Genomic DNA, 22,662 nt, shown 5'->3' with positions numbered 1-22,662 from the left:
CATGGCTCTCATCAGGATCATCAACGACCGAAATGCCCTATCGTTGAAGACTGGATGTCAGCCACCACGCCAACAGTTCGCATCTTGTGGGCAAGCATCATCCTCCCGCCAGCCGAATGCAGACGCCATTCGAATGTCCAAGCAGGCCCCGCCCCGCTGCGGCGCCCGGCCACCCGACGCATTAGCCATTTATCAAAGTTTCCACGCTATTCACCTTTAACAACCATGGCTGATGCACATCATTTCGGCGGAGAATTATGAGCGCGTTTGGACGGAAAAATGGACCTGCGGGCATCAAGCCGGGTTTCGGCCTTGCCCGACCGATGCAGGGAGGCGCGCCCAAGGAAGAGATCAAGGGCGGCGAGCAGTTCCCGCCCCTGGACATGACGGCCCTGCCCCCGGAAGCCCCGCTCGATCCGCTCTCCGCGCCCACAAGCCAGATGCAGCGCAATGCCGACGCGATGCAGCGCCTGTCGGATCGCGCCAATGCCGAACATGCCGCCGATGCCGGACCGCAGGGGTTCGAAGCCTCGGTCCACAAGATCAAGGAGCAGGTGCTCCCCCGCCTGCTGGAGCGCGTCGATCCCGAAGCCGCCGCCACGCTGACCAAGGATGAGCTGGCCGAGGAATTCCGCCCGATCATCATGGAGGTGCTGGCGGAACTGAAGCTGACCCTCAACCGCCGCGAGCAGTTCGCGCTGGAAAAGGTGCTGGTGGACGAACTGCTCGGCCTGGGCCCGCTGGAGGAATTGCTGGCCGATCCGGACGTCAGCGACATCATGGTCAACGGCCCGGAGCAGACCTATATCGAAAAGAAGGGCAAGCTCCAGATCGCGCCCATCAAGTTCCGCGACGAAGAGCATCTGTTCCAGATCGCCCAGCGCATCGTCAACAAGGTAGGCCGCCGCGTCGACCAGACCACGCCGCTGGCCGACGCCCGCCTGCCCGACGGCAGCCGCGTCAACGTGATCGTGCCGCCGCTATCCCTGCGCGGCACCGCCATCTCCATCCGTAAATTCTCCGCCAAGCCGATCACGCTCGACATGCTCGCCCAATGGGGCGCGATGAGCCAGAAGATGTGCACCGCGCTGAAGATCGCCGGCGCCTGCCGCTTCAACATCGTGATTTCGGGGGGTACGGGTTCGGGCAAGACGACCATGCTCAATGCCCTCTCCAAGATGATCGACCCCGGCGAGCGCGTGCTGACCATCGAGGACGCGGCCGAACTTCGCCTGCAACAGCCGCACTGGCTGCCGCTTGAAACCCGCCCGCCGAACCTGGAGGGCCAGGGCGCGATCACCATCGGCGACCTCGTCAAGAACGCCCTGCGCATGCGCCCCGACCGCATCATCCTGGGCGAAATCCGCGGCGCGGAGTGCTTCGACCTGCTCGCCGCGATGAACACCGGCCATGATGGCTCCATGTGCACGCTCCACTCCAACTCCCCGCGCGAATGCCTCGGCCGTATGGAGAACATGATCCTGATGGGCGACATCAAGATCCCCAAGGAAGCGATTTCCAAGCAGATTGCCGACTCCGTCGACCTGATCGTGCAGGTGAAGCGACTGCGCGACGGCTCCCGCCGCGTCACCAACGTGACCGAGGTGATCGGCATGGAAGGCGACGTCATCGTCACCCAGGAACTGTTCAAGTTCGAATATCATGACGAGGACGACAGCGGGAAGATCATCGGGGAATATCGTTCCATGGGCCTGCGTCCCTACACGCTGGACAAGGCGCGGCAGTTCGGCTTCGACCAGCCTTTCCTGGAAGCCTGCCTGTAACGACCTGCCCATAAGCGCATATTACGACAATCTGCTGCCGGCGGGCATATTTCCCGCCGGCCTGCTTGCGCGGAGCCTGCATCACCGGCACATCGGACATTCCCCAGAAAGAGAGGAATGCCGATGAACCGTCTAGCCCGCGCCGCCCTGCTGCTGACCGGCCTGTCCCTGCCGCTGCTTCCCCTCGCCGCGCAGCATGCGCACCATCATCAGGCGGCCGATCCGATCGCGGCTGCGGTCGCCGCCCCCAGCCGCACCCCGGCCAATGCCGCTCGCGACGCCTACCGCCATCCGGCCCAAACCCTTGCCTTCTTCGGGGTGAAGCCGGACCAGACAGTGGTCGAATATGCGCCCAGCGGCGGCTGGTACACGGAAATCCTGGCGCCGCTGCTGCGCGAAAAGGGCACCTTCTACGCGCTGCAGCCGACCGGCCGCTCTCTGGACGGCTACAAGGCGTTCCTCGCGGCGAAGCCGGACGTCTATGACAAGGTGAAGGTCGTGCCCTTCCCCGACCAGACCGGTCTCATTCCGGCGGGCAGCGTCGACACGCTGCTGACCTTCCGCAACGTGCACAATATGGTGATGGGCGGGACCGAAACGGCCACGTTCAAGACCTTTTACGACCTGCTGAAGCCGGGCGGGACGCTGGGCATCGTCGACCATCGCCTGCCCGAAGGGCGCGATACGGCGCTGGAGAAGACCAGCGGCTACCTCAAGGTATCGACCATCCGCCGCCTCGCTGAAGCGGCCGGCTTCGAATATGCCGGATCGTCGGAGGTCAACGCCAATCCCAAGGACACGGCCGACTGGGAAAAGGGCGTCTGGACGCTCCCGCCGACCCTGCGCAATGGAGAGGTCGACAAGGCGAAATATCTCGCCATCGGGGAAAGCGACCGGATGACGCTGCGTTTTCGCAAACCGGTGAAGTGAAACGGCGCAGACAAAATGGGGGGCATCGTGCAGAAAAACCTGTCCTGAGCCCGTCGAAGGACGGGAACCGGTTCTGCTTGAAAGGATGCGACACGGAAAGCTGAAGCGCGGCCTGCGTCCGATTTAACGCCGCACGCTCCTTAACGCGCCGAGCGGCTGATTGGGGTGGATTGCGGACATTCCCCCTCCCGCAGGCGGGAGGGGGCTAAGGGATGGGCTGGCGCGACATCAGCGTGAATTTTCAACGGCTAAGTCAGAAGCTCGCTGCGCTCGCACCCACCCCTAACCTCTCCCGCCTGCGGGAGGGGAATGTCTTGGATTTGGCCAATTTCCCGCATTCCGGACCCGTCCATCCCTCCTTGGGCGGTTGCGTCCTCCCGCAGCGGGGCTAAGGCGTTCGCATGCCGCCCCCACCCCCATCCAATCGCCCACATCGTCCGTTCACCGCCATTGGCCTGCGCCTGGTCGCGGTGATCTGCCTTTCGATCATGTTCGTGACGGTCAGGCTGGCCGACGCGCGCGGCGTCCATGTGGTGGAATCGCTGTTCTACCGCCAGGCCCTGGCGCTGCCGGTGGTATTCGCCTGGATCGCCATGACAAGCGGCATGGGATCGATCCGCACGCGACGCATCGGCGTCCATGCCACCCGCATGATCATCGGCCTGACCGGCATGGTGCTCAACTTCCTGTCCTATATCCTGCTGCTGCCGGCAGAAGCGGTGACCATCGGCTTCACCATGCCGATCTTCGGCACGATCCTGTCCGCCCTCATCCTGCGCGAGGCTACCGGCATCCACCGGTGGAGCGCGGTGCTCATCGGCTTTCTCGGCGTGATCGTGATGGTCCGGCCGGATGCCGGGCACTTCCCCGCTATCGGCGTCGCGGTCGCGCTCGCCGCCGCTTTCGTCACCGCCTGCGTCAGCCTGGTCCTGCGCGAACTGGGCCGCACGGAAAGCGCCGGGGTGATCGTCTTCTGGTTCACCCTCCTCTCCCTGCCGCCGCTGGGCGTGGCGATGCTGTTCCACGGGCAGGCCCATGACGCCATGACATGGGGCCTGCTGCTGCTGATCGGCGTGACCGGCGGCATCGCGCAGATCTGCATGACCGCGGCGCTGCGCTGGGCCCCCGTTTCCGTGGTGCTGCCGATGGACTACAGTTCCATCGTCTGGACGACGCTGCTCGGCTGGGCGATCTGGGGCAACTGGCCGATCGCGACGACGTGGATCGGCGCGGCGCTGATCGTGGGGAGCGGCCTGTACATCGCCTGGCGCGAACATGTCCGCGCCAGGCGCACGCCTTTAGCCTAGCAGTTCCGCGTCCAGGCTGATCTCCGCATTCAAGAGCTTGGACACGGGGCAATTGGCCTTCGCCTTGGCGGCCAGTTCCTGGAACCGCGCATCGTCCGCGCCGGGGATGGTCGCCTTCAGGCTCAGCTTGCTCGCCGTGATGGCAAAGCCGCCTTCCTGCTGTTCCAGCGTCACGACGGCGTTGGTCTCCATCTTCTCGGCCGTCAGCCCCGCTTCGCCCAATATCAGCGACAGCGCCATGGTGAAGCAGGAGGCGTGGGCCGCCGCGACCAACTCATCGGGATTGGTGCCCGGCACCCCTTCGAAGCGCATCGCAAAGCCATAGGGATGCGCATCCAGCGCGCCGCTCTGGGTCGAAATCGCGCCCTTGCCGTCCTTCAGGCCGCCGCTCCATACCGCCGATCCGCTGCGATTGATCTTCATGACCGTCCTCCTGTTCGCATATCATCTCGTCTGCCCCGGGGAACCCGCCCGGTCCCCCTTGGTTCGGTCAGCATAACGCGATTTCTTCGCAGGAGAGTGACGATGTCTGACATGGCGAGGGAAAATCATGGCGACCTGATCGCATCCGACCGGATCGAAGGCACCACTGTCTACAACCGCCAGGGGGAGCGGCTGGGCCACATTTCCAACTTCATGGTCGACAAGCGCAGCTGGCAGGTCCGCTATGCCGTGCTGTCCTTCGGCGGCTTCCTGGGCATCGGCAACGATCATTATCCGCTGCCCTGGTCGATGCTGAGCTACGACACGGACAAGGGCGGCTATGTGGTGGACCTGGCCAGGGACATATTGGACCAAGCGCCCCGCCATCTGCCGGACGAACGACCCGATTATGACGACGCTTACGGCCGCAGCGTCTTTCACTATTATGGGCTGATCTACCCCTGGTAAGGGGCGTTCCGGCGGTTTCGGGCGGCGCAAAGGTGGTAGTCCCCGACCCTTTCCACTATATGAACCTCAGATGAATCGGGTTGCCCAAATTCCGACACATTTTGCCGCTTGACCATTGTCTACCGGATAAATAGAATTATCTCTCCCTCGACAATAGGACGAGGATTTGACCATGGAGCGATTCGGACATTCGGGAGACGCGCGCCAGCCGGTCGTGCTGACCATACCGGGTCTCAACAATAGCGGGCCGGGTCATTGGCAGACGCTGTGGGAAAAGACGCGCGGTGATTGCGAGCGGGTCGACCTGGGAAGCTGGGCCAGCCCCAGCCGCAATAGCTGGGTCACGCGGCTGGACGCTGCGATCCGGGCGGCGGAGGGGCCGATCATCCTGGCCGCGCACAGCCTGGGTTGCCTTGCGGTCGCCTGGTGGGGCGCCTTGCAGAGCCAGGCCTATGGCTGGCCCGTGACCGGCGCGCTGCTGGTGGCGCCGCCCGATTGCGACCGGATGGAAACGCCCGAGACGATCGGCGGCTTCGGCCCCACGCCCCGCGCGCAACTGCCCTTTCCCTCGATCGTCGTGGCGAGCCGCAACGATCCCTATATCTTCTTCGAACGCGCCCACAGCATCGGCAAGAATTGGGGCAGCAGCTTTGTCGATGCGGGCTTTTGCGGCCATATCAATGCGGATTCGGGCCTGGGCGAATGGCGCTTCGGCCAGGCTTTGCTCGAAAAACTGATCGACAATGCGCATGAGCAGGCTTCTGCAATGCGCCAGTTACGGCCCGCCATCCCGCTGGCGCATCAGGAGCGGCGATTGGCGGCGCTGCGGGTCAACGGTTAAATCTATAGTTTTTTGTTATCGCATCGTTTCCACGGAAAACCGGACCCATTTTCCAAACGATGCTTTTGGGGCGCGACAAGAGAAACTTGAGCGCCCCTTATATTTGCTTTTTTGTCTATCAATACAGTTGAGATAAAGAGCGGCTAAGAGGTGTTTATGAGTGAAAACCGATCGATTGAATTCGCCCGCAACGGCCGCAGTGACGGGCAGCGCCACGACATTGCGGTCAGCATCGAAAAGGTGCGCAGCGTGCTGGAGGCGCTTCGTTTCGGATCTGTCACGCTGACCGTGCATGACGCACGCGTCGTGCAGATCGACGTGACGGAAAAGACGCGCCTCACCGCCTGAAACAACAGCGGGGGGAGCAAGAAGATTCAGGGTTGCTGAACAAGGCCCGCAAAGGGCCGGATAACAGGTGGCAAGGGGTGGGCCACATTTTCCATTCCCAGACCAACGGCTTTGAGCGGATCACCGCAGGGGCCGCGATCAACATTCACCGGACATCCGGAAGGGGAATATACAATGATTGCGCGTTTTCTGTTGCTCGCCGGCGTGGCGAGCGCATCCTTTATTGCGTCCACCGCATCTGCGCAGGACGCGGCTCAACCCGTTGCGGACAGCGCCGAACAAGCCACTGCCCGCGGGGAAGTGATCATCGTCACCGCCCGCCGCCGTGCGGAAACCGCGCAGGAGGTGCCGCTGGCGATCTCCGTGATCCGCGGCGACAGCATAGAGGCGACCGGCAATTTCAACGTCGTGAAGCTCCAGCAACTGGCGCCGACGCTTCAGGTCTACACCACCAACCCGCGCAACACCTCGGTCAACATCCGCGGCCTCGGCGTGCCGTTCGGCCTGACCAGCGACGGTTTCGAGCAGGGCGTCGGCATCTATGTCGATGACGTTTACAACAGCCGCGTCGCCGCCGCGACCTTCGACTTTCTGGACGTCGCCCAGGTCGAAGTGCTGCGCGGTCCGCAGGGCACGCTCTACGGCAAGAACACCACGGCCGGCGCGATCAACATCACGACCAACCAGCCGACCTTCGATTTTGAGGGCCGCGCCGAACTGACCGTCGGCAATCTCAATTACAAGCAGGCGAAGGCCGCCATTTCCGGCCCGCTGTCCGACACGATCGCCGCCCGCATCGCCGTCGCCGCGACCAGCCGCCGGGGGACGATCTACAACGTCACGTCCCAGCGCTGGATCAACGAGCAGGACAATCTGGGCATTCGCGGACAACTGCTGTTCAAGCCGACCGACAATTTCAGCCTGACCCTGTCGGGCGACTACAGCAAACAGGACCCGGAATGCTGCGGCACCGTGTTCGTGCGGGTGGGCACGACGCAGCGCCCGATCACGCGCCAATATGATGAGCTGGTCAAGGCGATCAACGCCAACCCGAACCCCGCCTATCCCGGCCGCAACTATGCCGTGCCCAGCCGCAATCCTTATGACCGGTTGACCGATCTCGACAGCAACCTGAACGCTGGCAACAAGATCGGCGGCGTCTCCGCCAGGATAAAGTGGGATGTCGGCCCCGGCACGCTGACCTCCGTCACCGCGTGGCGCTTCTGGGACTGGAAGCCGGAGAATGACCGCGACTTCACCGGCCTGTCGGTCGTTTCGAAATCGCAGAACCCCTCGCAGCAGGACCAGTACAGCCAGGAATTCCGCTATAATTACGAAAGCCAGAAGATCGACTTCGTGGTCGGCCTGTTCGGCTTCAAGCAGCGGATCGACACGCAGGGCACGGAGCAGCAGGGCGCGGACGCCAGCCGCTGGAGCCTGACCGGCGCGAATGCAGGGAATCCAAGCATCCTTCAGGGGCTGACCGCCACCAACACGCAGTGGCTCAAGAGCACCAGCGCGGCGCTGTTCGGCCAGCTGAGCTGGAAGGTGACCGACGCCCTGACCATCCAGTCGGGCGCGCGTCTGAACTACGACAAGAAGTCGGGCTTCTACCAGCGCGTGGTCACCACTGGCTCCGGAGCGGTCATCAACAGTTGCGCACCCACCGCCACGCAGGGCAATGCCGTGCTGACGGCGCAGTGCGGCGTCTACCAACCGCAACTCAGCGCGCCGTCCGACAGCGCCTGGAACTTCACCTACGACTTCAACGTCAACTACAAGATCGCGCAGGACATCCTTGCCTATGCGACCTATGCCAAGAGCTTCAAGACGCTGGGCATCAACCAGAATGGCTTGCCGCTCAATTCGGACAATACGGTGAACTATGCCGTGGGCACGGTGAAGCCGGAACGGGTCAACCATTTCGAAGTCGGCCTCAAGACCCAGTTCTGGGACCGTCGGGCGACCTTCAACCTCACCGCCTTCCGCACGGAGATCGAGAATTTCCAGGCGACGGTGAACGGCGGCCAGTTCGGCACGACGCGCGGCTATCTCGCCAACGCCGACAAGGTACGGTCCCAGGGTATCGAGGCAGATTTCAAGGTCGTCGCCAGCGACCGCTTCACCGCCTATGCCAACGGCGCCTACACCGATGCCAAATATGTGAAGTTCTGCAACGCGCCGCCGCCGCCGGAACTGAGCGGCGGGTCGAGCACCGGGATTGCGGTGACCGGCAGGTGCACCTACACCGGCACACCCGGATCGGCAGCAACGGCCAATCAGGTCAGCCCCCCATTTGTCGACATTTCCGGCGAGCGTCTCCCCGGCGTGTCGAAATGGGCCTTCTCCTACGGCGCGGAATATAACATTCCGGTCACGCTGCTGGACAAGGACGGCCAGCTCTATCTGGGCGTCGACGGCAATTACCGGTCGCACTGGAATTCCAACGCCTCGCCGTCCATCTATACGGAGGTGAAGGGCTATGCCCTGACCAACTTCCGCGCCGGCTTCCGGGGTGAAGGGTTCGACATCTTCGGCTGGGTCCGCAACGCCTTCGACGTGAACTATATCGAAAATCTCCAGGTCGCGCCGGGCAATACCGGCCTGATCGCCGGTCAGCCCGGCGACCCGCAGACCTGGGGCGGTACGATCAAATTCTCGTTCTGACGATGCCCAAGGCCTCTCGATAGGGGCTGGCATCCAACGATGTTCACCCCCTGCGGGGAGCGACACGGCCCTGTCGCTCCCCGCATTTTTCAATGCCGCCCTGGACGGATTGGAGACGGCCCCGATTTGCGCCCCGCGCCCCGCTGCGGTAGAGCGCATCCCATGTCCACGACCTTCACGCTCGACACGTCGACCAGCCGCGCCAACCCCACCCCCGCGCCGATGAAGCGCCTGACGGTGCCCGCCATCCAGCGCCGCAAGTTCGAGGGGAAGACGGAACAGCCGCTGGTGATGCTGACCGCCTATACCGCGCGGCAGGCGCAACTGCTCGATCCGCATTGCGACATGCTGCTGGTCGGCGATTCGCTGGGCCAGGTGATCTACGGCCTCCCCTCCACCCTGCCGGTCACGCTCGACATGATGATCGCCCATGGCGCCGCCGTGGTGCGCGGCAGCTATCACAGCGTCGTCCTCGTCGACATGCCCTTCGGCAGTTACGAAGCCTCTCCCCAACAGGCCTTCGCCAGCGCCAGCCGCGTCATGGCCGAAACCGGCTGCGCGGGCGTGAAGCTGGAGGGCGGCGTCGCCATGGCCGAAACCATCGGCTTCTTGAGCCAGCGCGGCATTCCGGTGATGGCCCATATCGGCCTGACGCCGCAGGCGGTGAACGCGCTGGGCGGCTATGGCGCGCGCGGCAAGAGCCAGGAGGAACATGCGAAGATCATCTCCGACGCCCGCGCCGTCGCGCAGGCGGGCGCCTTCGGCATGGTGTTGGAGGGGGTGATGGAGGACATCGCCGTCACCGTCACCGACAGCGTCGACGTGCCGGTGATCGGCATCGGCGCTTCGGCCCATTGCGACGGGCAGGTGCTGGTGGCGGAGGACATGCTGGGCATGTTCGAGCGCGTGCCCCGTTTCGTGAAGCGTTATGAAAATATCGCGGAAACCATCGGCAATGCCGCCGCCCGCTATGCGCAAGATGTCCGGAACCGGCACTTTCCGACCGAAGATCAGGTCTATCGGCCCAAAAAGTGATTTGCGTGAGCCAAGAGCCCCGCTAATGATCGCGCCTTCCGCGTGCCGTAACTGACGAATTTCTGGAGACCCAAGTGGCCCTGACGCCGCAAAACAGCGAAGCCTTCATGCGTGAGGTCGACGAAGCCGTCCGGCAGGACCAGTTGCTGACCTTCTGGCAGCGCTTCGGCCGCTGGATCGTGGCGGCGGTGGTCATCGGCCTCGCGGCCTTCGCCGGCTGGCTCTATTGGCAGCATTATACGAAGACGCAGTCGCAGGCCGTGTCGGAAGAAATGGACAAGGTGATCGCCACGGCGGTCGGCGGCGGCACCCCCGATGCGAAGGAACTGGACAAGCTGACCCAGGCGAGCCAGCCCGGCTTCCGCGCCTCCGCCCTGCTGGTGAAGGCCGGCACCGCCGCGCGCAAGGGCGACAGCAAGGCCGCCATCGCCGCCTATAAGGCGATGGCGGATGACGGTTCGCTCGACCGCCCCTATCGCGACCTGGCGCTGATCCGCCAGACCACGCTGGAATATGAAAGCCTCGCTCCGCAGCAGGTGGTCGACCGGCTGAAACCCCTGGCCGTCGAGGGCGCGCCCTGGTTCGGCAGCGCCGGGGAACTGGTCGCCATCGCCTATATGAAGATGCGCAAGCCCGATCTTGCGGGGCCGCTGTTCGCCGCCATGGCGAAGGACAGGAACGTGCCCCAGTCGATCCGTTCACGCGCGCGACAGATGGCAGGCTTATTGGGTGTGGATGCAGTCGAAACGCCGGTCGCGGCGGGACAGGAATGATTGGGCGCATGGGAATGCACAGCATGACGAAATTTTCGGGCGCCGGCCGCGCCCTGACCGTGGCCATGATGATCGCCCTGCTGGCGGGTTGCGGCATCGTGGGCGGCAAGAAGGGCGGCCCCAAGACCCCGGTGGTCGGCAAGCGCACCTCGATCCTCAGCAATGAACAGGGGGTGGAGGTCGACCCGACGCTCGCCGACGTGCCCGTGACCCTGCCCGAACCCTATGTGAACGACCAATGGTCGCAGCCGGGCGGCAGCCCCGCCAAGACGATGGGCAATCTGGCGCTGGGCGCGTCCCCCTCTCAGGCGTGGACCGCCTCCATTTCGGGCAGCACGCCGCAGGCCCGCCTCGCCTCCGCTCCGGTGGTGGTCGGCGGCAAGCTTTATGTCATCGACGCCGATGCGCGGGTCATCGCCTTCGACGCCAACAGCGGTGCGAAGCTGTGGCAGACGCCCCTGCCCGCCGAAGGCAGCGGCCGGGCCCTGTTCGGCGGCGGCGTGAGCGTGATCGACGGCAAGCTCTATGCCAGCACCGGCGTGGGCGATGTCGCCGCGATGGATGCGAACAGCGGCGCGATCCTGTGGAAGAAGCGCCCCGGCGGCCCGCTGCGCGGCGCGCCGACGCTCGCCAATGGCCATGTCTATGTGATGGGGCAGGACAATCAGATTTTCGCCCTCAACCAGAGCGACGGCGAAGTGCAGTGGACCGACAGCGGCACGCTGCAAGTCACCGGCATTTTCGGCGTGGCCGCCCCCGCCGCCGCGCAGGGCACGGTGATCGCGGGCTACAGTTCGGGCGAGCTGACCGCCTATCGCTATGAAAATGGCCGGACGCTGTGGGGCGACGCGCTCTCGCGCACCAGCATCTCGACCGCCGTGGCGTCGCTGACCGACATCGACGCCGATCCGGTCATCGATCGCGGCCGGGTGTTCGCGATTGGCCAGGGCGGCCGCATGGCGAGCTATGAACTGGTGAGCGGCCAGCGTCTGTGGGAAATCAACATCGCCGGCATTTCCACCCCTTCGGTCGTGGGCGAATGGGTGTTCGCCGTCACCAGCGACGCCAAGCTGCTGTGCGTCGCCCGCGCCACGGGCAAGATCCGCTGGATCAGCCAGCTCCGCCGCTGGCAGAAGGAAAAGAAGAAGGACAAGGCGATCCGCTGGACCGGCCCGGTGCTGGCTGGCGGGCGGCTGGTGCTGGTGTCGACCCATGGCGACCTCAACTATGTCGATCCGACGACCGGCAAGATCCAGGCGGAAATCGATCTCGACCGGTCGATGTCGCTGTCGCCGATCGTCGCGAACAACACGCTTTATATCCTGGCCGATGACGGAAAGCTGACGGCATTCCGCTGACGCCACCGGCGATTTCAGGTAAACGTGCTCCTGCGAAGGCAGGAGCCCAGTCCAAGCGGTGGAACTGGGCTCCTGCCTTCGCAGGAGCACCCATTTTTTAAAGGATACGGGCCTCTCATGCTGCCCACCGTTGCGATTGTCGGACGCCCCAATGTGGGCAAGTCCACCCTTTTCAACCGGCTCGTCGGCAAGAAGCTGGCGCTGGTCGACGACCAGCCCGGCGTGACCCGCGACCGGCGGGAGGGGCAGGCGAACCTGCTGGGCGTCGATTTCACCATCATCGACACCGCCGGTTATGAGGATGAAGACCCGCAGACCCTGCCCGGCCGCATGCGCATGCAGACGCAGGCGGCGGTGGAAAATGCCGATGTCGCGCTGTTCGTCGTGGACGCTCGCGCGGGCATCACCCCGCTGGACGAGGAAATCGCCCGCTGGCTGCGCGAAGGCGACGCCCCCGTCGTGCTGATGGCCAACAAGGCCGAGGGCAGGGCAGGCGACGACGGCGTGATGGAGGCGTTCAGCCTGGGCCTGGGCGACCCGGTTCCCTTCTCCGCCGAACATGGCCAGGGGCTGGCCGACCTATTCCAGGCGCTGCTCCCCTATATCGACCGTGAGGAGGAGGAAGAGGAGGCCGAACCCGAAGAGGCCGACCTCGAATCCGCGCCGCTGAAGCTCGCCATCGTCGGCCGCCCCAATGCGGGCAAGTCGACCCTCATCAACCGGCTGCTGGGCGAAAACCGCCTGCTGACCGGCCCCGAAGCGGGCATCACCCGCGACTCCATCGCCGTCGACTGGAGCTGGACCAGCCCTGACGGCGAAGAACGCCCCGTCCGCCTGATCGACACGGCAGGCATGCGCAAGCGCGCGAAGGTGCAGGACAAGCTGGAAAAGCTGGCGGTTTCGGACGGCCTGAACGCTGTGAACTTTGCCGAAGTCGTCGTGCTGCTGCTAGATTCCACCCGCGGGCTGGAGGCGCAGGACCTGCGCATCGCGGACAAGGTGATCGAGGAAGGCCGCGCCCTCGTCGTCGCGCTCAACAAATGGGACACGGTGGAAAACGGCTCGGCGCTCTATCAGGGCATCAAGCAGGCGCTGTCCGACGGTCTCGCGCAGATACGCGGCGTGCCGATCATGACCGTCTCGGCCGCCACCGGCAAGGGGCTGGACGACCTGATCCGCGTCGCCTTCGAAACCCGCACCGCCTGGTCGCAGCGCGTGTCGACCGGCATCCTCAACCGCTGGTTCGAACGCGCGCTGGAGGCCAATCCGCCTCCCGCCCCCGGCGGCAAGCGGATCAAGCTGCGCTACATCACCCAGAACAAGACCCGCCCGCCGACCTTCGTGCTGTTCGGCACGCGGCTGGACGAGCTGCCGGAAAGCTATCGCCGCTATCTGGTGAACGGCATCCGCAAGGAATTGGGCTTCGGCGCGGTGCCGGTGCGGTTGACGCTGCGCAGCGCCAAAAACCCCTATGCCAGCAAGTGAAGCGGTTCACATCGACGCCAGGGGCATGAAATGCCCCTGGCCCGCGCTGCGCGTGGCGCGGGCGATGCGGTCCGCCGATGCAGTGACGATCGAGGCGGATGATCCGATTGCGCCAGTGGAACTGGAAGCCTTGGCCCGGCAGCAGGGTTGGACCTTCATTGCCGAGAGGCCGCATCTCTTTGCTCTCGCTCGATCGCTCTAACGATCCTCCTCCCACCGTCATGCTGAACTTGGTTCAGCATCCATCGTGCCTCTTGAACTGGACCTGGAGGAGAAATGGATGCTGAACCAAGTTCAGCATGACGATGGGGTGACATGGCGCCTTCTCCCCTCGCGCCGCAACTTAACCCCCTATTTACGCTCCTCTTCTATATTCCCCCGGCAGAACAGGGAGTGTCAGGGTGTCATATCAAGAGGCCGAACTGGTCAACTGGACCGATTTTGCCAAGTCCCGTTCGGAGCTGGGCACTGCCTTCCTCCGGATTCTGGGCTATTTCCGCGAGGACGGCGCAAAGGCGATCAGCGCGATCGAGGAAGCCTTCCGCGCCCGCAACGCCGCTGCGCTGGTCACCCCGGCCCACACGCTGAAGGGCGAGTCGGCCCAGTTCGGCGCCTATCGGCTGAGCGGCATGGCCGAGAAGATCGAGATGGTCGCCCGCCGCTGCGTCGAAAGCCGCGAAGGCCCGGACGAACTGATCGAGGACGTGGTCGCGCTGCGCCCCTGCTTCACCGAGACGATGGCCCTGCTCGACCGCGACGCCAATCCGCTGGTCGCCCGCAGGCCGCAGGGCTTCGGCCGCCGCGTCGACAATCCGGTCCAGGGATTCGGCCGCGCCGCCAGTTAAATGCGCGCCAGGGATTTGTGGGCATAAAGCGTGCCGCGCTCCCGCGCAGGCAGGAGCACGCAAATCTCTCCGAAGACGTCCGCTTCCCATCCCTCCGAATTAGTATTGAAATAAAACCGGTCATCCCCCCATATGCGGGTCATGACCCGTTTCTCCGTTCTGGACCTTGTCCCCGTCAACGAAGGCAGTAGCGCCAGTGAGGCGCTTGGCCGCGCCGCCGCCTTTGCCGCCCATGCCGAAAGCCTTGGCTTCCACCGCTATTGGGTGGCGGAACATCATGGCATGCCGGGGATCGCCTCGGCGGCGACCGCCGTGGTCCTGGCGCATATCGGGCAGGCCACCAGCCGCATCCGCATCGGCGCGGGCGGCATCATGTTGCCCAATCATGCGCCGCTGCTGATCGCGGAGCAGTTCGGCACGCTCGCGGCGCTCTTTCCCGGCCGCGTCGACCTGGGTCTCGGCCGCGCTCCCGGCTCCGACCAGCGCGTGGCGCAGGCGATGCGGCGGACACTGACGGGCGGCCCGGACGAATTCCCTCGCGACGTGATGGAGTTGCAGGCCTATTTCGCGGGCGACAGCCGCCTCGGCTTTCAGGCGACCCCCGGCGCGGGCGAGGACGTGCCGCTCTGGATTCTCGGCTCCAGCCTCTATGGCGCGCAACTGGCCGCCGCACTGGGCCTTCCCTATGCCTTCGCCTCCCATTTCGCGCCGGGCGCGCTGGATGAGGCCATCGCCATCTACCGCCGTGATTTCCGTCCGTCGGCGCAGCTCGAATATCCCTATGTGATGGCGGGCTACAATGTCTTCGCCGCCGACACGGCGGAGGAGGCGCGGCTCATCGCCACCTCCATGCAGCAGGCCTTCGTCCGGCTGCGCACCGGGCAACCGGGCAAGCTGCAACCGCCTGTGCCGGGCTATTATGAAAGCCTGCCGCCGCAGGCGCAGGCGATGCTGGCCGATGTGCTGAGCGCGTCGAGCATCGGCACCCGGGCCGATGTCGAGCGCGACCTGGCCGCCTTCATCCGCCGCACGCAGGTGGACGAGATCATCATCGGCGGCCAGATCCACGATTTCGAGGCGCGCAAGCGCAGTCTGGAAATCGCCATGGCGGCAGGCCAGGCGGTGGCCGGCCGAATATCGTCAGACAGCCATCAGGCGGCCCCCGCTCAATAGCTTCGCAAGCCCCGGCGCGGCGCGGCTGAGCAGCGATCCCAGCAGCACCACGGCGACCAGCACCAGCAGCGGCTGCACCAGCAGATAGGCGGGATAGAAGGGTGAGCCCAGCTTGCCGAACACGACCCCCAGCACCGGGCCGCCCAGCCAGATCAGGATGAGGTGGGAGCAGAAGAGGAAGAAGGCGAAAGGCTCGATCCGCAACAACATGCCCCGCGCCGCGCTGGCCGCCAACGACCAGGCCAGCCGCCAGAAGAACAACGCCGCCGCGACCCGCACCGCCATGTCAAGCACCGCCGTGCCGATGCCCGGCGGCAAGGCGCCCGGATGCAGGGAAATATAGAGCTGCGCGGTCATCAACAGCGCAAAGGGCGGCGCCGCGACCATCCAGGGCAGCGCCGCCACCCGATCGGCCAACCCCTCGCGCCGGGCGACGATGCCCATGATGAAGAAGAACAGGATCGACGCGCGCATCAGCACCGGCGGCCCCCAGCCCATGATCTGGCACAGAGCCGCCATCGCGGCGACCGCCCCCAGCGCCCAGCCCGGCAGGCGGACGAACAGGGGCGCGGCGAGCATGCACAGGAACAGGTCGCGCAGGAACGGCATCTGCACGTTGATGTCCGGATTGCGGCTGACGATGAATAGCTCCTCGAACATCCAGCCGGTGGACGAGGGCACGGGCGCGGACAGGCCCAGCATCCAGGCCGCACCCGAAACGAACAGGATCGCCAGCGCATTCCACAGGATCATCGGCAACAGGATCGTCCGCGCCTTCCGCCCGACATGGCGCAACCAGTCGTGGGTCCGCGACGACCCCTCGACCAGCCAGCCGGAAATCAGGCCCAGCAACGGCACGGCGCTGCGCCCGAAAACCTCCATCAGGCCCCAGCGCAAACTGTCCTGCGACGTGCCCCTCAGGCTTTCCAGATCATGGCCGTTCAGGCCCGTCCACGCATGGACATAGACCACGCCCAGAATGCAGATCACCCGCGCGATGGAGATCGCGTCGGAGCGCCGCGCCGCATCCGTCGTCAGCACCCGCGACACAGGATTTTCCCGATTTTCGGCCAATGTTTCAACAGCCAAGCCTGACACGCATTTCCTCTGACCATCGCGGCGCCGGGCGTGGCCGCACCATTAACATGGGTGAGCGATAAGCAGATTCTTTACCAGTCGCCGGTTAAATCGATCCGACGTGCCGGAATCCCGTCCGGTCGAAGGAAAACAGGTTCATGACCCAGATGCACGGTGCAGACCATTTCGCCGGCGCGCAGCCGCATGTCTTTCAGGCTCCGGTCGATGCCATGGGAATGGTTTTCCAGATTTCCGGGTCCAGTTCGCAATTGATCATCGACGCCTCGCGCATTGCCGCGCTGTCGCACGATTCCGATCCTTCGCTCGCCATGGCGGGGCAGGTCGGCAGCCAGGTGAAGATGCGCGTCGGCCAGGTCTGGCTGATCGCCAGCGTCCGCGCCATGACCATGGACCGGCAGGACAGCAACAGCATCATCGTCGACATCGACTTTCTGGGCGAAGGCGATGAGGAAAAGCTGACGGGGCGCATCTACCGCTTCCGCCGGGGCGTGACCCGTTACCCGACGCCGGGGACGGAGGTCTATCCGGTATCGAGCGCGGACATGCAGCAGATATATTCGGCCGACGACCGCCCCCATGTGCAGATCGGCACCGTCTATCCCACGTCCGACACCCGCGCCGCGCTCTATGTCGATTCGATGCTGGGCAAGCATTTCGCGCTGCTGGGTTCGACCGGCACCGGCAAGTCGACCAGCGCCGCGCTCATCCTGCACCGCATCTGCGACCTGTCGCCGCAGGGGCATATCGTGATGATCGATCCCCATGGCGAATATGGCGCCGCCTTCCAGCAGAATGGCGCCGTCTATGACGTCAACAACCTCGCCCTCCCCTATTGGCTGATGAATTTCGAGGAGCATTGCGAGGTGTTCGTCACCTCCGAAGGGTCGGAGCGGACGGTGGACTGTGACATCCTCGCCAAATGCCTGCTGGCCGCGCGGTCCAAGAACCGGCTGGCGGAGAGCATCGGCCGGCTGACCGTCGATTCGCCCGTCCCCTATCTGCTGTCCGACCTCACCAACATCCTCCAGAACGAGATGGGGAAGCTGGACAAGGGCACCGGATCGCTGCCCTATATGCGGCTCAAGACCAAGATCGACGAGATCAAGAGCGATCCGCGCTACAGCTTCATGTTCTCCGGCATGCTGGTCGCGGATTCGATGCAGGAATTCCTCGCCAAGATCTTCCGCCTGCCCTCCGGCGGCAAGCCGATCTCGATCATCGACGTGTCGTCCATGCCGTCCGACATCACGTCCGTCGTGGTGTCGGTGCTGTCGCGGCTGGTGTTCGACTATGCCCTCTGGGCGCGGGACGAGCCGCAGCGCCCGATCCTGCTCGTCTGCGAGGAAGCGCATCGTTACATCCCCAGCAGCACGACCGGCGGCGGTCAGGCGGTTCGCCGCATCCTGGAACGGATCGCCAAGGAAGGCCGCAAATATGGCGTGTCGTTGGGCCTCATCACCCAACGCCCGTCCGATCTGGCCGAAGGCGTGCTATCGCAATGCGGCACGATCATCTCGATGCGCCTCAACAACGACCGCGACCAGGCCTTCGTGAAGGCCGCCATGCCCGAAGGCGCACGGGGCTTCCTCGATTCCATTCCCGCGCTGCGCAACCGGGAGGCGATCATCTGCGGCGAAGGCGTCGCCGTGCCGATCCGCGTCGCGCTCGACAATCTGGAGGAGGAGCGGCGTCCCGCCTCGGGCGATCCGAGCTTCACGGAACTCTGGCGGCAGTCCGGCGGCGAAGCGGACATCCTCGACCGCACCATCACGCGCTGGCGCAGCCAGGGCCGGTAAGCGATTATCCCGCCGGGACGATCCGTCCGGCGGGCTCGCTCTCCGCATTGATGCTTTCGCGGCACTCCTCCTCGTCCACGGGGACGAGCAGCTTCGCCTTGCGCCAGCCGCCCTGCAGGTAAACCAGCCCCGCCAGCAGGAAGGACGACGCCGAACCGACGGGAAAGCTCAGCCACAGCGCGTCCGCCCCCAGATGCGGATAGCCCAGATGGTAGAAGCCCAGCCGCACCGCGAAGAGGGTGAAGATCAGGATCAGCAGCGGCCGCACCACCACGCCATTGGCCCGCATCACGCCGAACAGGATCATCGTGCCGCCGAACAGCACGAAGCTCCAGCTCGCCAGAAGCTGCATGTGCCAGGCGGCGGCGATGGCGGCCTCGTTCCGTCCCAGGAACAAGGCCAGCAGCGGCGCGTGGAACAGCAGGATCACCGCCACCATCGTGCCGGTGATCAGCAGCAGATAACCCATGCCATAGCCGGTGATCCGGCTGATCCGGTCCCATCGCCCGGCGCCGATATTCTGCGCCGCCATGGCGCTGACCGCCGCGCCCATCGCCATGGCCGGCATCTGGAGATAGGTCCAGATCTGCTGCGCCGCGCCATAGGCCGCGGTGACCAGAAAACCCTCCCGGTTGACGAGGCCGATCATCACCAGCCCGGATGCGGACATGACGATCATCTGCAATCCCATCGGCAGCCCCTTGCCGAACAGGACGCGCATCTGGTCCGGCGCGGGGCGGAGATAAGCCAGTTCCCGCCCGCGCAGGCGCAACGGCAGATCCTTCGCATAGGTGTAGAGGACAAGGCCGATCAGGCTGACCACGCCCGCCGCCGCCGTTGCCGCGGCCGACCCGCCTATGCCCATGGCCGGGATCGGCCCCAGTCCCAGGATCAGCACCGGGTTGAGCACCAGGTCGACGCCCACGCTCACGAACATGAAGATCAGCGGCGTTCGCGCATCCCCCGTGCCGCGCAGGCCCATCATCATCATGACGCTCAGCAGGGAGGCGGGCATGGCAACGAAGATCACCCGCAAATAGACGAGCGCCAGGTCGAACGCCTCCGCCGGGGTCGCCAGCAGCCGCAGCAAAGCGGGCGCGCCGATCCATCCGGCGGTCGCGACGACCAGGCCCAGCAGGGTGCAGAAGCCGACGGCAGAACCGAAGGCGCGGCGCGCCGCGTCCAGATCGCTCCGTCCCACCGCCTGCGCGATCATCACCGTCGACGCCATGCCGAAGCCGAAGACGATGGAGAACATCAGGAACATGGTGATGTTGGCGTTGGCGGTCGCCGCCAGCGCCTGCGCGCCCAGGAAACGGCCGACCCAGATGGCGTTGATCGATCCATTCAGCGACTGGAGGATGTTGGACGCCAATGTCGGGACGGCGAACAGCAGCAGCGCCGATGCGATCGGTCCCTGCGTCAGGTCCCTGGCCCGATGTTCCCCTGCAACCATGATCCCTCCTGCCCCCTTGCGGATGGGGACCGTTGGGACGCCGCATCCTTCCGGCGCACCCCTTCCGGTCCTTTTGCCGGCGCACCCTGCCCGATGCGCCGGCCGTTCAGGCGAGCCGTTCCAGCGCCGCCTTCAATCTTTCCGCCTCGGCCGCCTTTTCGCCATGGTCCTCCCGCGCCTTGGCTACGGCCTCGGGCTTGGCCTTCTCGACGAAGCTGGGATTGGAAAGACGCGCGGACAGCGAATCCCGTTCCTTCTCCGCCGCCGCCAGCGCCTTGGCGAGCCGCGCCTTTTCGGCGGCGATGTCGATCACGCCCTCCAGCGGCAGGATGAATGTCGCCTCGTCCACCACGATCTGCGCCGCGCCGCCCGTGACGCTGTCGCCGAAGGACAGGCTTTCCACCCGGCCCAGGCGCGCCAATGCGGCCCCCTGACGGTCGATACGGCGGCGGGTTTCCTCCGACGCATCATGCACGACGACGCCCAGCTTCGCGCCCGGCGGCACGTTGAGTTCTGTGCGCGCCGTCCGCATCGCGCCGATCAGGCGGATCAGCCAGTCGATCTCCGCCTGCGCCTCGCCGTCGACGGCATAGAGCGCCTGCGGCCAGCGCGCGACGATCAGTTCGCCTTCCCGCGTTCCGGTCAGATTCCATAACTCTTCGGTAATGAAGGGCATGAAGGGATGCAGCATCACCAATATCTGGTCGAACGCCCAGCCGGCCACCGCCCTTGTTTCTTCATCCATGGAGCCTTTGGTCAGCTCGATATACCAGTCGCAAAACTGGTCCCATATGAAGTGGTAGATGGCGTTGGCCGCAGCATCGAAGCGCAGTTCGGCCATGGCGGTGTCGATCGCCTGCACGGTCGCCACCGTTTCCGCGACGATCCAGCGATTGACCGGCGCCTCCGCATGGGGCGCCTCATGGCTGGTCGAGGCCGTGACGCCGTTCGATTGCAGGAAACGGGCCGCGTTCCACAGCTTGGTCGCGAAGTTGCGATAGCCCTCGACGCGCTTCTCATCCATCTTCACGTCGCGGCCCTGGCTTTCCATCGCCGCCATGAAGAAGCGCAGCGCATCCGCGCCGAACCGGTCGATCAGACCCAGCGGATCGACCACATTGCCCTTGGACTTGGACATTTTCTGTCCGTCCGCGGCGCGCACCAGTCCGTGGAGGTAGAGCTTGCGCCACGGCACCTTCTCTCGCGGATCGCTCCGCTCCGGACCCATGAACTCCATCCCCATCATCGCCATGCGCGCATCCCAGAAGAACAGGATGTCGAAGCCGGAGATCAGCAGGTCGTTCGGATAGTGGCGCTTGAGCGTCTCCGTCTCTTCCGGCCAGCCCAGCGTGCCGAAGGGCCAAAGCGCGGAGGAGAACCAGGTGTCCAGCACATCGGGGTCGCGGGTCAGCCTTTTATTGCCGGCAAGAGCCTGCGCTTCCTCTTCGCTTTCCGCGACATAGGGATTGCCGTCCTCGTCATACCAGGCGGGAATCCGATGCCCCCACCAGAGCTGGCGCGACACGCACCAGGGCTGGATATTCTCCATCCAGTTGAAGAAGGTCTTTTCCCAGGTCTTCGGCACGATCTCGATCCGCCCGTCGCGCACCGCCTGCATCGGCGCGACGGCGAGCTTCTGCGCATCGACATACCATTGGTCGGTCAGCCAGGGCTCGATCACGACGCCGGACCGGTCGCCAAAGGGCGTCTGGATGGTGCGTGGCTCGGCGTCGGTGACGACCTCCTCACCCTCCTTGTTCCTGGTGACATGCGGAACCAGCAGGCCAAGTGCCTTCATCTCCGCCACCACCAGTTCACGCGCCCCGTCCATGCCGTCGTTGCGGAAGCGGTGCAGGCCCAGGAACCGTTCCGGGATCAGCCCGTCGGCGGTCTGGACGACATTGGCGTCGGCATCGAACATGTTGAGCATTTCGGCCGGCCTGAAACCCGCCCGCTTGCCCACTTCGAAATCGTTGAAATCATGTCCGGGCGTGATCTTGACCGCACCCGACCCCAGTTCCGGATCGGCATGCTCGTCAGCGACGACCTTGAAGCGGCGGCCAGTGATCGGCTGGAGGATGTCCTTGCCGATCACATCCCGGTAGCGCGGGTCTTCGGGATGAACGGCGACCGCCATGTCGGCCAGCATCGTTTCCGGCCGCGTGGTCGCCACGACGATATGGTCCGCGCCATTGGCAAGGCGAACGCCATCGGCCAGCGGATAGCGGAAATGCCAGAAGCCGCCCTTCACCTCCTGCGTCTCGACCTCCAGATCGGAAATGGCCGAGCGGAAGCGCGGGTCCCAGTTCACCAGCCTCTTGTCGCGATAGAGCAGCCCACGGCGGTGCAGTTCCACGAACACCTTGATGACGGCCTTGGAAAAGCCCTCATCCATGGTGAAGCGCTCATTCGCCCAATCCATGGAGCATCCCAGGCGGCGAAGCTGGCGCGTGATCGCGCCGCCGCTCTCCGCCTTCCACTCCCACACCTTCTCGATGAACTGCTCGCGCGTGTAGTTGGTGCGCTTGTCCTGCCGCGCCTCCATCTGCCGCTCGACCACCATCTGCGTCGCGATGCCGGCATGGTCGGTGCCCACCACCCACAGCGCATCCTTGCCGCGCAACCGTTCGTAGCGGATCGCGATGTCCTGCAACGTGTTGTCGAGCGCATGGCCGATATGCAGGCTGCCCGTCACGTTCGGCGGCGGGTTGACGATGGTGAAAGGCTCTGCGTCGGGCCGTTCCGGGCGGAAAAGCCCCTTCTCCTCCCAATGGGCGTACCAGCGGGATTCGATTTCGGCGGGGTCGAAGGTCTTGGGCAGTTCGGTCATAGGCTGGCCTTTACGCAAGGCGGCGGCGGCGTCAACTTTCCGCCG

At 64.9% G+C, this 22,662-nt stretch carries 19 protein-coding genes; 15 read left to right on the top strand and 4 right to left on the bottom strand.

Annotated features, from left to right (window positions below):
• Positions 1 to 257: 257 nt before the first annotated feature.
• From H5V43_RS01595 to H5V43_RS01585, 3 genes are all read left to right on the top strand, one after another.
• Entirely contained in the window at positions 258 to 1,784 is a 1,527-nt protein-coding gene (locus H5V43_RS01595; RefSeq protein ID WP_025551234.1) for a TadA family conjugal transfer-associated ATPase, read from the top strand.
• 123 nt (positions 1,785 to 1,907) lie between these two features.
• The gene (locus H5V43_RS01590) at positions 1,908 to 2,714 is read left to right on the top strand and encodes a class I SAM-dependent methyltransferase (protein ID WP_025551236.1); all 807 of its coding nucleotides are present in this window, start codon (positions 1,908 to 1,910) and stop codon (positions 2,712 to 2,714) included.
• A gap of 401 nt (positions 2,715 to 3,115) precedes the next feature.
• The gene (locus H5V43_RS01585; RefSeq protein ID WP_025549914.1) at positions 3,116 to 4,021 is read left to right on the top strand and encodes a DMT family transporter; all 906 of its coding nucleotides are present in this window, start codon (positions 3,116 to 3,118) and stop codon (positions 4,019 to 4,021) included.
• On the opposite strand, the gene H5V43_RS01580 is transcribed toward H5V43_RS01585, so the two are convergent.
• Positions 4,013 to 4,444: an OsmC family protein gene (locus H5V43_RS01580; RefSeq protein ID WP_025549913.1), complete on the bottom strand. Its 432-nt coding sequence runs from the start codon at positions 4,442 to 4,444 to the stop codon at positions 4,013 to 4,015. The two genes, H5V43_RS01585 and H5V43_RS01580, sit on opposite strands and share 9 nt — an antisense overlap.
• Before the next feature lie 102 nt (positions 4,445 to 4,546).
• Here H5V43_RS01580 and H5V43_RS01575 point away from each other — a divergent pair, with 102 nt between their 5' ends.
• The 11 genes from H5V43_RS01575 (at position 4,547) to H5V43_RS01525 (ending at position 15,437) form a co-directional block, all read left to right on the top strand.
• Positions 4,547 to 4,912, top strand: a complete 366-nt coding sequence (locus H5V43_RS01575) for a PRC-barrel domain-containing protein (RefSeq protein ID WP_025549912.1) — start codon at positions 4,547 to 4,549, stop codon at positions 4,910 to 4,912.
• A gap of 172 nt (positions 4,913 to 5,084) precedes the next feature.
• The gene (locus H5V43_RS01570; RefSeq protein WP_025549911.1) at positions 5,085 to 5,753 is read left to right on the top strand and encodes an RBBP9/YdeN family alpha/beta hydrolase; all 669 of its coding nucleotides are present in this window, start codon (positions 5,085 to 5,087) and stop codon (positions 5,751 to 5,753) included.
• A 156-nt stretch (positions 5,754 to 5,909) separates the two neighbouring features.
• Entirely contained in the window at positions 5,910 to 6,101 is a 192-nt protein-coding gene (locus H5V43_RS01565) for a YezD family protein (protein ID WP_025549910.1), read from the top strand.
• A 174-nt stretch (positions 6,102 to 6,275) separates the two neighbouring features.
• Positions 6,276 to 8,768: a TonB-dependent receptor gene (locus H5V43_RS01560; protein ID WP_193666731.1), complete on the top strand. Its 2,493-nt coding sequence runs from the start codon at positions 6,276 to 6,278 to the stop codon at positions 8,766 to 8,768.
• A 162-nt stretch (positions 8,769 to 8,930) separates the two neighbouring features.
• A complete protein-coding gene (gene panB, locus H5V43_RS01555) occupies positions 8,931 to 9,803 on the top strand; it encodes a 3-methyl-2-oxobutanoate hydroxymethyltransferase (RefSeq protein WP_025549909.1) in 873 nt (290 codons plus the stop codon).
• Positions 9,804 to 9,877: 74 nt separating this feature from the next.
• Positions 9,878 to 10,576, top strand: a complete 699-nt coding sequence (locus H5V43_RS01550; protein ID WP_025549908.1) for a tetratricopeptide repeat protein — start codon at positions 9,878 to 9,880, stop codon at positions 10,574 to 10,576.
• 14 nt (positions 10,577 to 10,590) lie between these two features.
• Entirely contained in the window at positions 10,591 to 11,934 is a 1,344-nt protein-coding gene (locus H5V43_RS01545; RefSeq protein ID WP_371873079.1) for an outer membrane protein assembly factor BamB family protein, read from the top strand.
• A 117-nt stretch (positions 11,935 to 12,051) separates the two neighbouring features.
• A complete protein-coding gene (gene der / locus H5V43_RS01540) occupies positions 12,052 to 13,419 on the top strand; it encodes a ribosome biogenesis GTPase Der (RefSeq protein ID WP_099186348.1) in 1,368 nt (455 codons plus the stop codon).
• Entirely contained in the window at positions 13,406 to 13,621 is a 216-nt protein-coding gene (locus tag H5V43_RS01535) for a sulfurtransferase TusA family protein (protein ID WP_025549906.1), read from the top strand. The genes der and H5V43_RS01535 overlap by 14 nt, the downstream gene beginning before the upstream one ends.
• Before the next feature lie 199 nt (positions 13,622 to 13,820).
• Complete coding sequence (locus H5V43_RS01530; protein WP_025549905.1) at positions 13,821 to 14,264, top strand: Hpt domain-containing protein; 444 nt, start codon at positions 13,821 to 13,823, stop codon at positions 14,262 to 14,264.
• Positions 14,265 to 14,405: 141 nt separating this feature from the next.
• The gene (locus H5V43_RS01525; protein ID WP_025549904.1) at positions 14,406 to 15,437 is read left to right on the top strand and encodes an LLM class flavin-dependent oxidoreductase; all 1,032 of its coding nucleotides are present in this window, start codon (positions 14,406 to 14,408) and stop codon (positions 15,435 to 15,437) included.
• Here the strand turns inward: H5V43_RS01525 and H5V43_RS01520 are convergent.
• A complete protein-coding gene (locus H5V43_RS01520; protein WP_052816723.1) occupies positions 15,405 to 16,526 on the bottom strand; it encodes an acyltransferase family protein in 1,122 nt (373 codons plus the stop codon). The genes H5V43_RS01525 and H5V43_RS01520 overlap by 33 nt on opposite strands.
• A 146-nt stretch (positions 16,527 to 16,672) precedes the next feature.
• Here H5V43_RS01520 and H5V43_RS01515 point away from each other — a divergent pair, with 146 nt between their 5' ends.
• Positions 16,673 to 18,331, top strand: coding sequence for an ATP-binding protein (locus H5V43_RS01515; protein ID WP_025549902.1), 1,659 nt, complete (start codon positions 16,673 to 16,675; stop codon positions 18,329 to 18,331).
• A gap of 4 nt (positions 18,332 to 18,335) precedes the next feature.
• Here H5V43_RS01515 and H5V43_RS01510 read toward each other — a convergent pair whose 3' ends face one another.
• Together H5V43_RS01510 and H5V43_RS01505 are read right to left on the bottom strand one after the other, a co-directional pair.
• Positions 18,336 to 19,787, bottom strand: a complete 1,452-nt coding sequence (locus H5V43_RS01510; RefSeq protein WP_025549901.1) for an MATE family efflux transporter — start codon at positions 19,785 to 19,787, stop codon at positions 18,336 to 18,338.
• 106 nt (positions 19,788 to 19,893) lie between these two features.
• The gene (locus tag H5V43_RS01505; protein ID WP_193666730.1) at positions 19,894 to 22,617 is read right to left on the bottom strand and encodes a valine--tRNA ligase; all 2,724 of its coding nucleotides are present in this window, start codon (positions 22,615 to 22,617) and stop codon (positions 19,894 to 19,896) included.
• Positions 22,618 to 22,662 lie beyond the last annotated feature (45 nt).

The sequence above is a fragment of the Sphingobium fuliginis genome (genome assembly GCF_015074805.1).
Lineage (GTDB): Bacteria > Pseudomonadota > Alphaproteobacteria > Sphingomonadales > Sphingomonadaceae > Sphingobium > Sphingobium fuliginis.
Note: the sequence above shows the minus strand (reverse complement) of the source record. Positions and strands in the feature narration are given on the sequence as shown.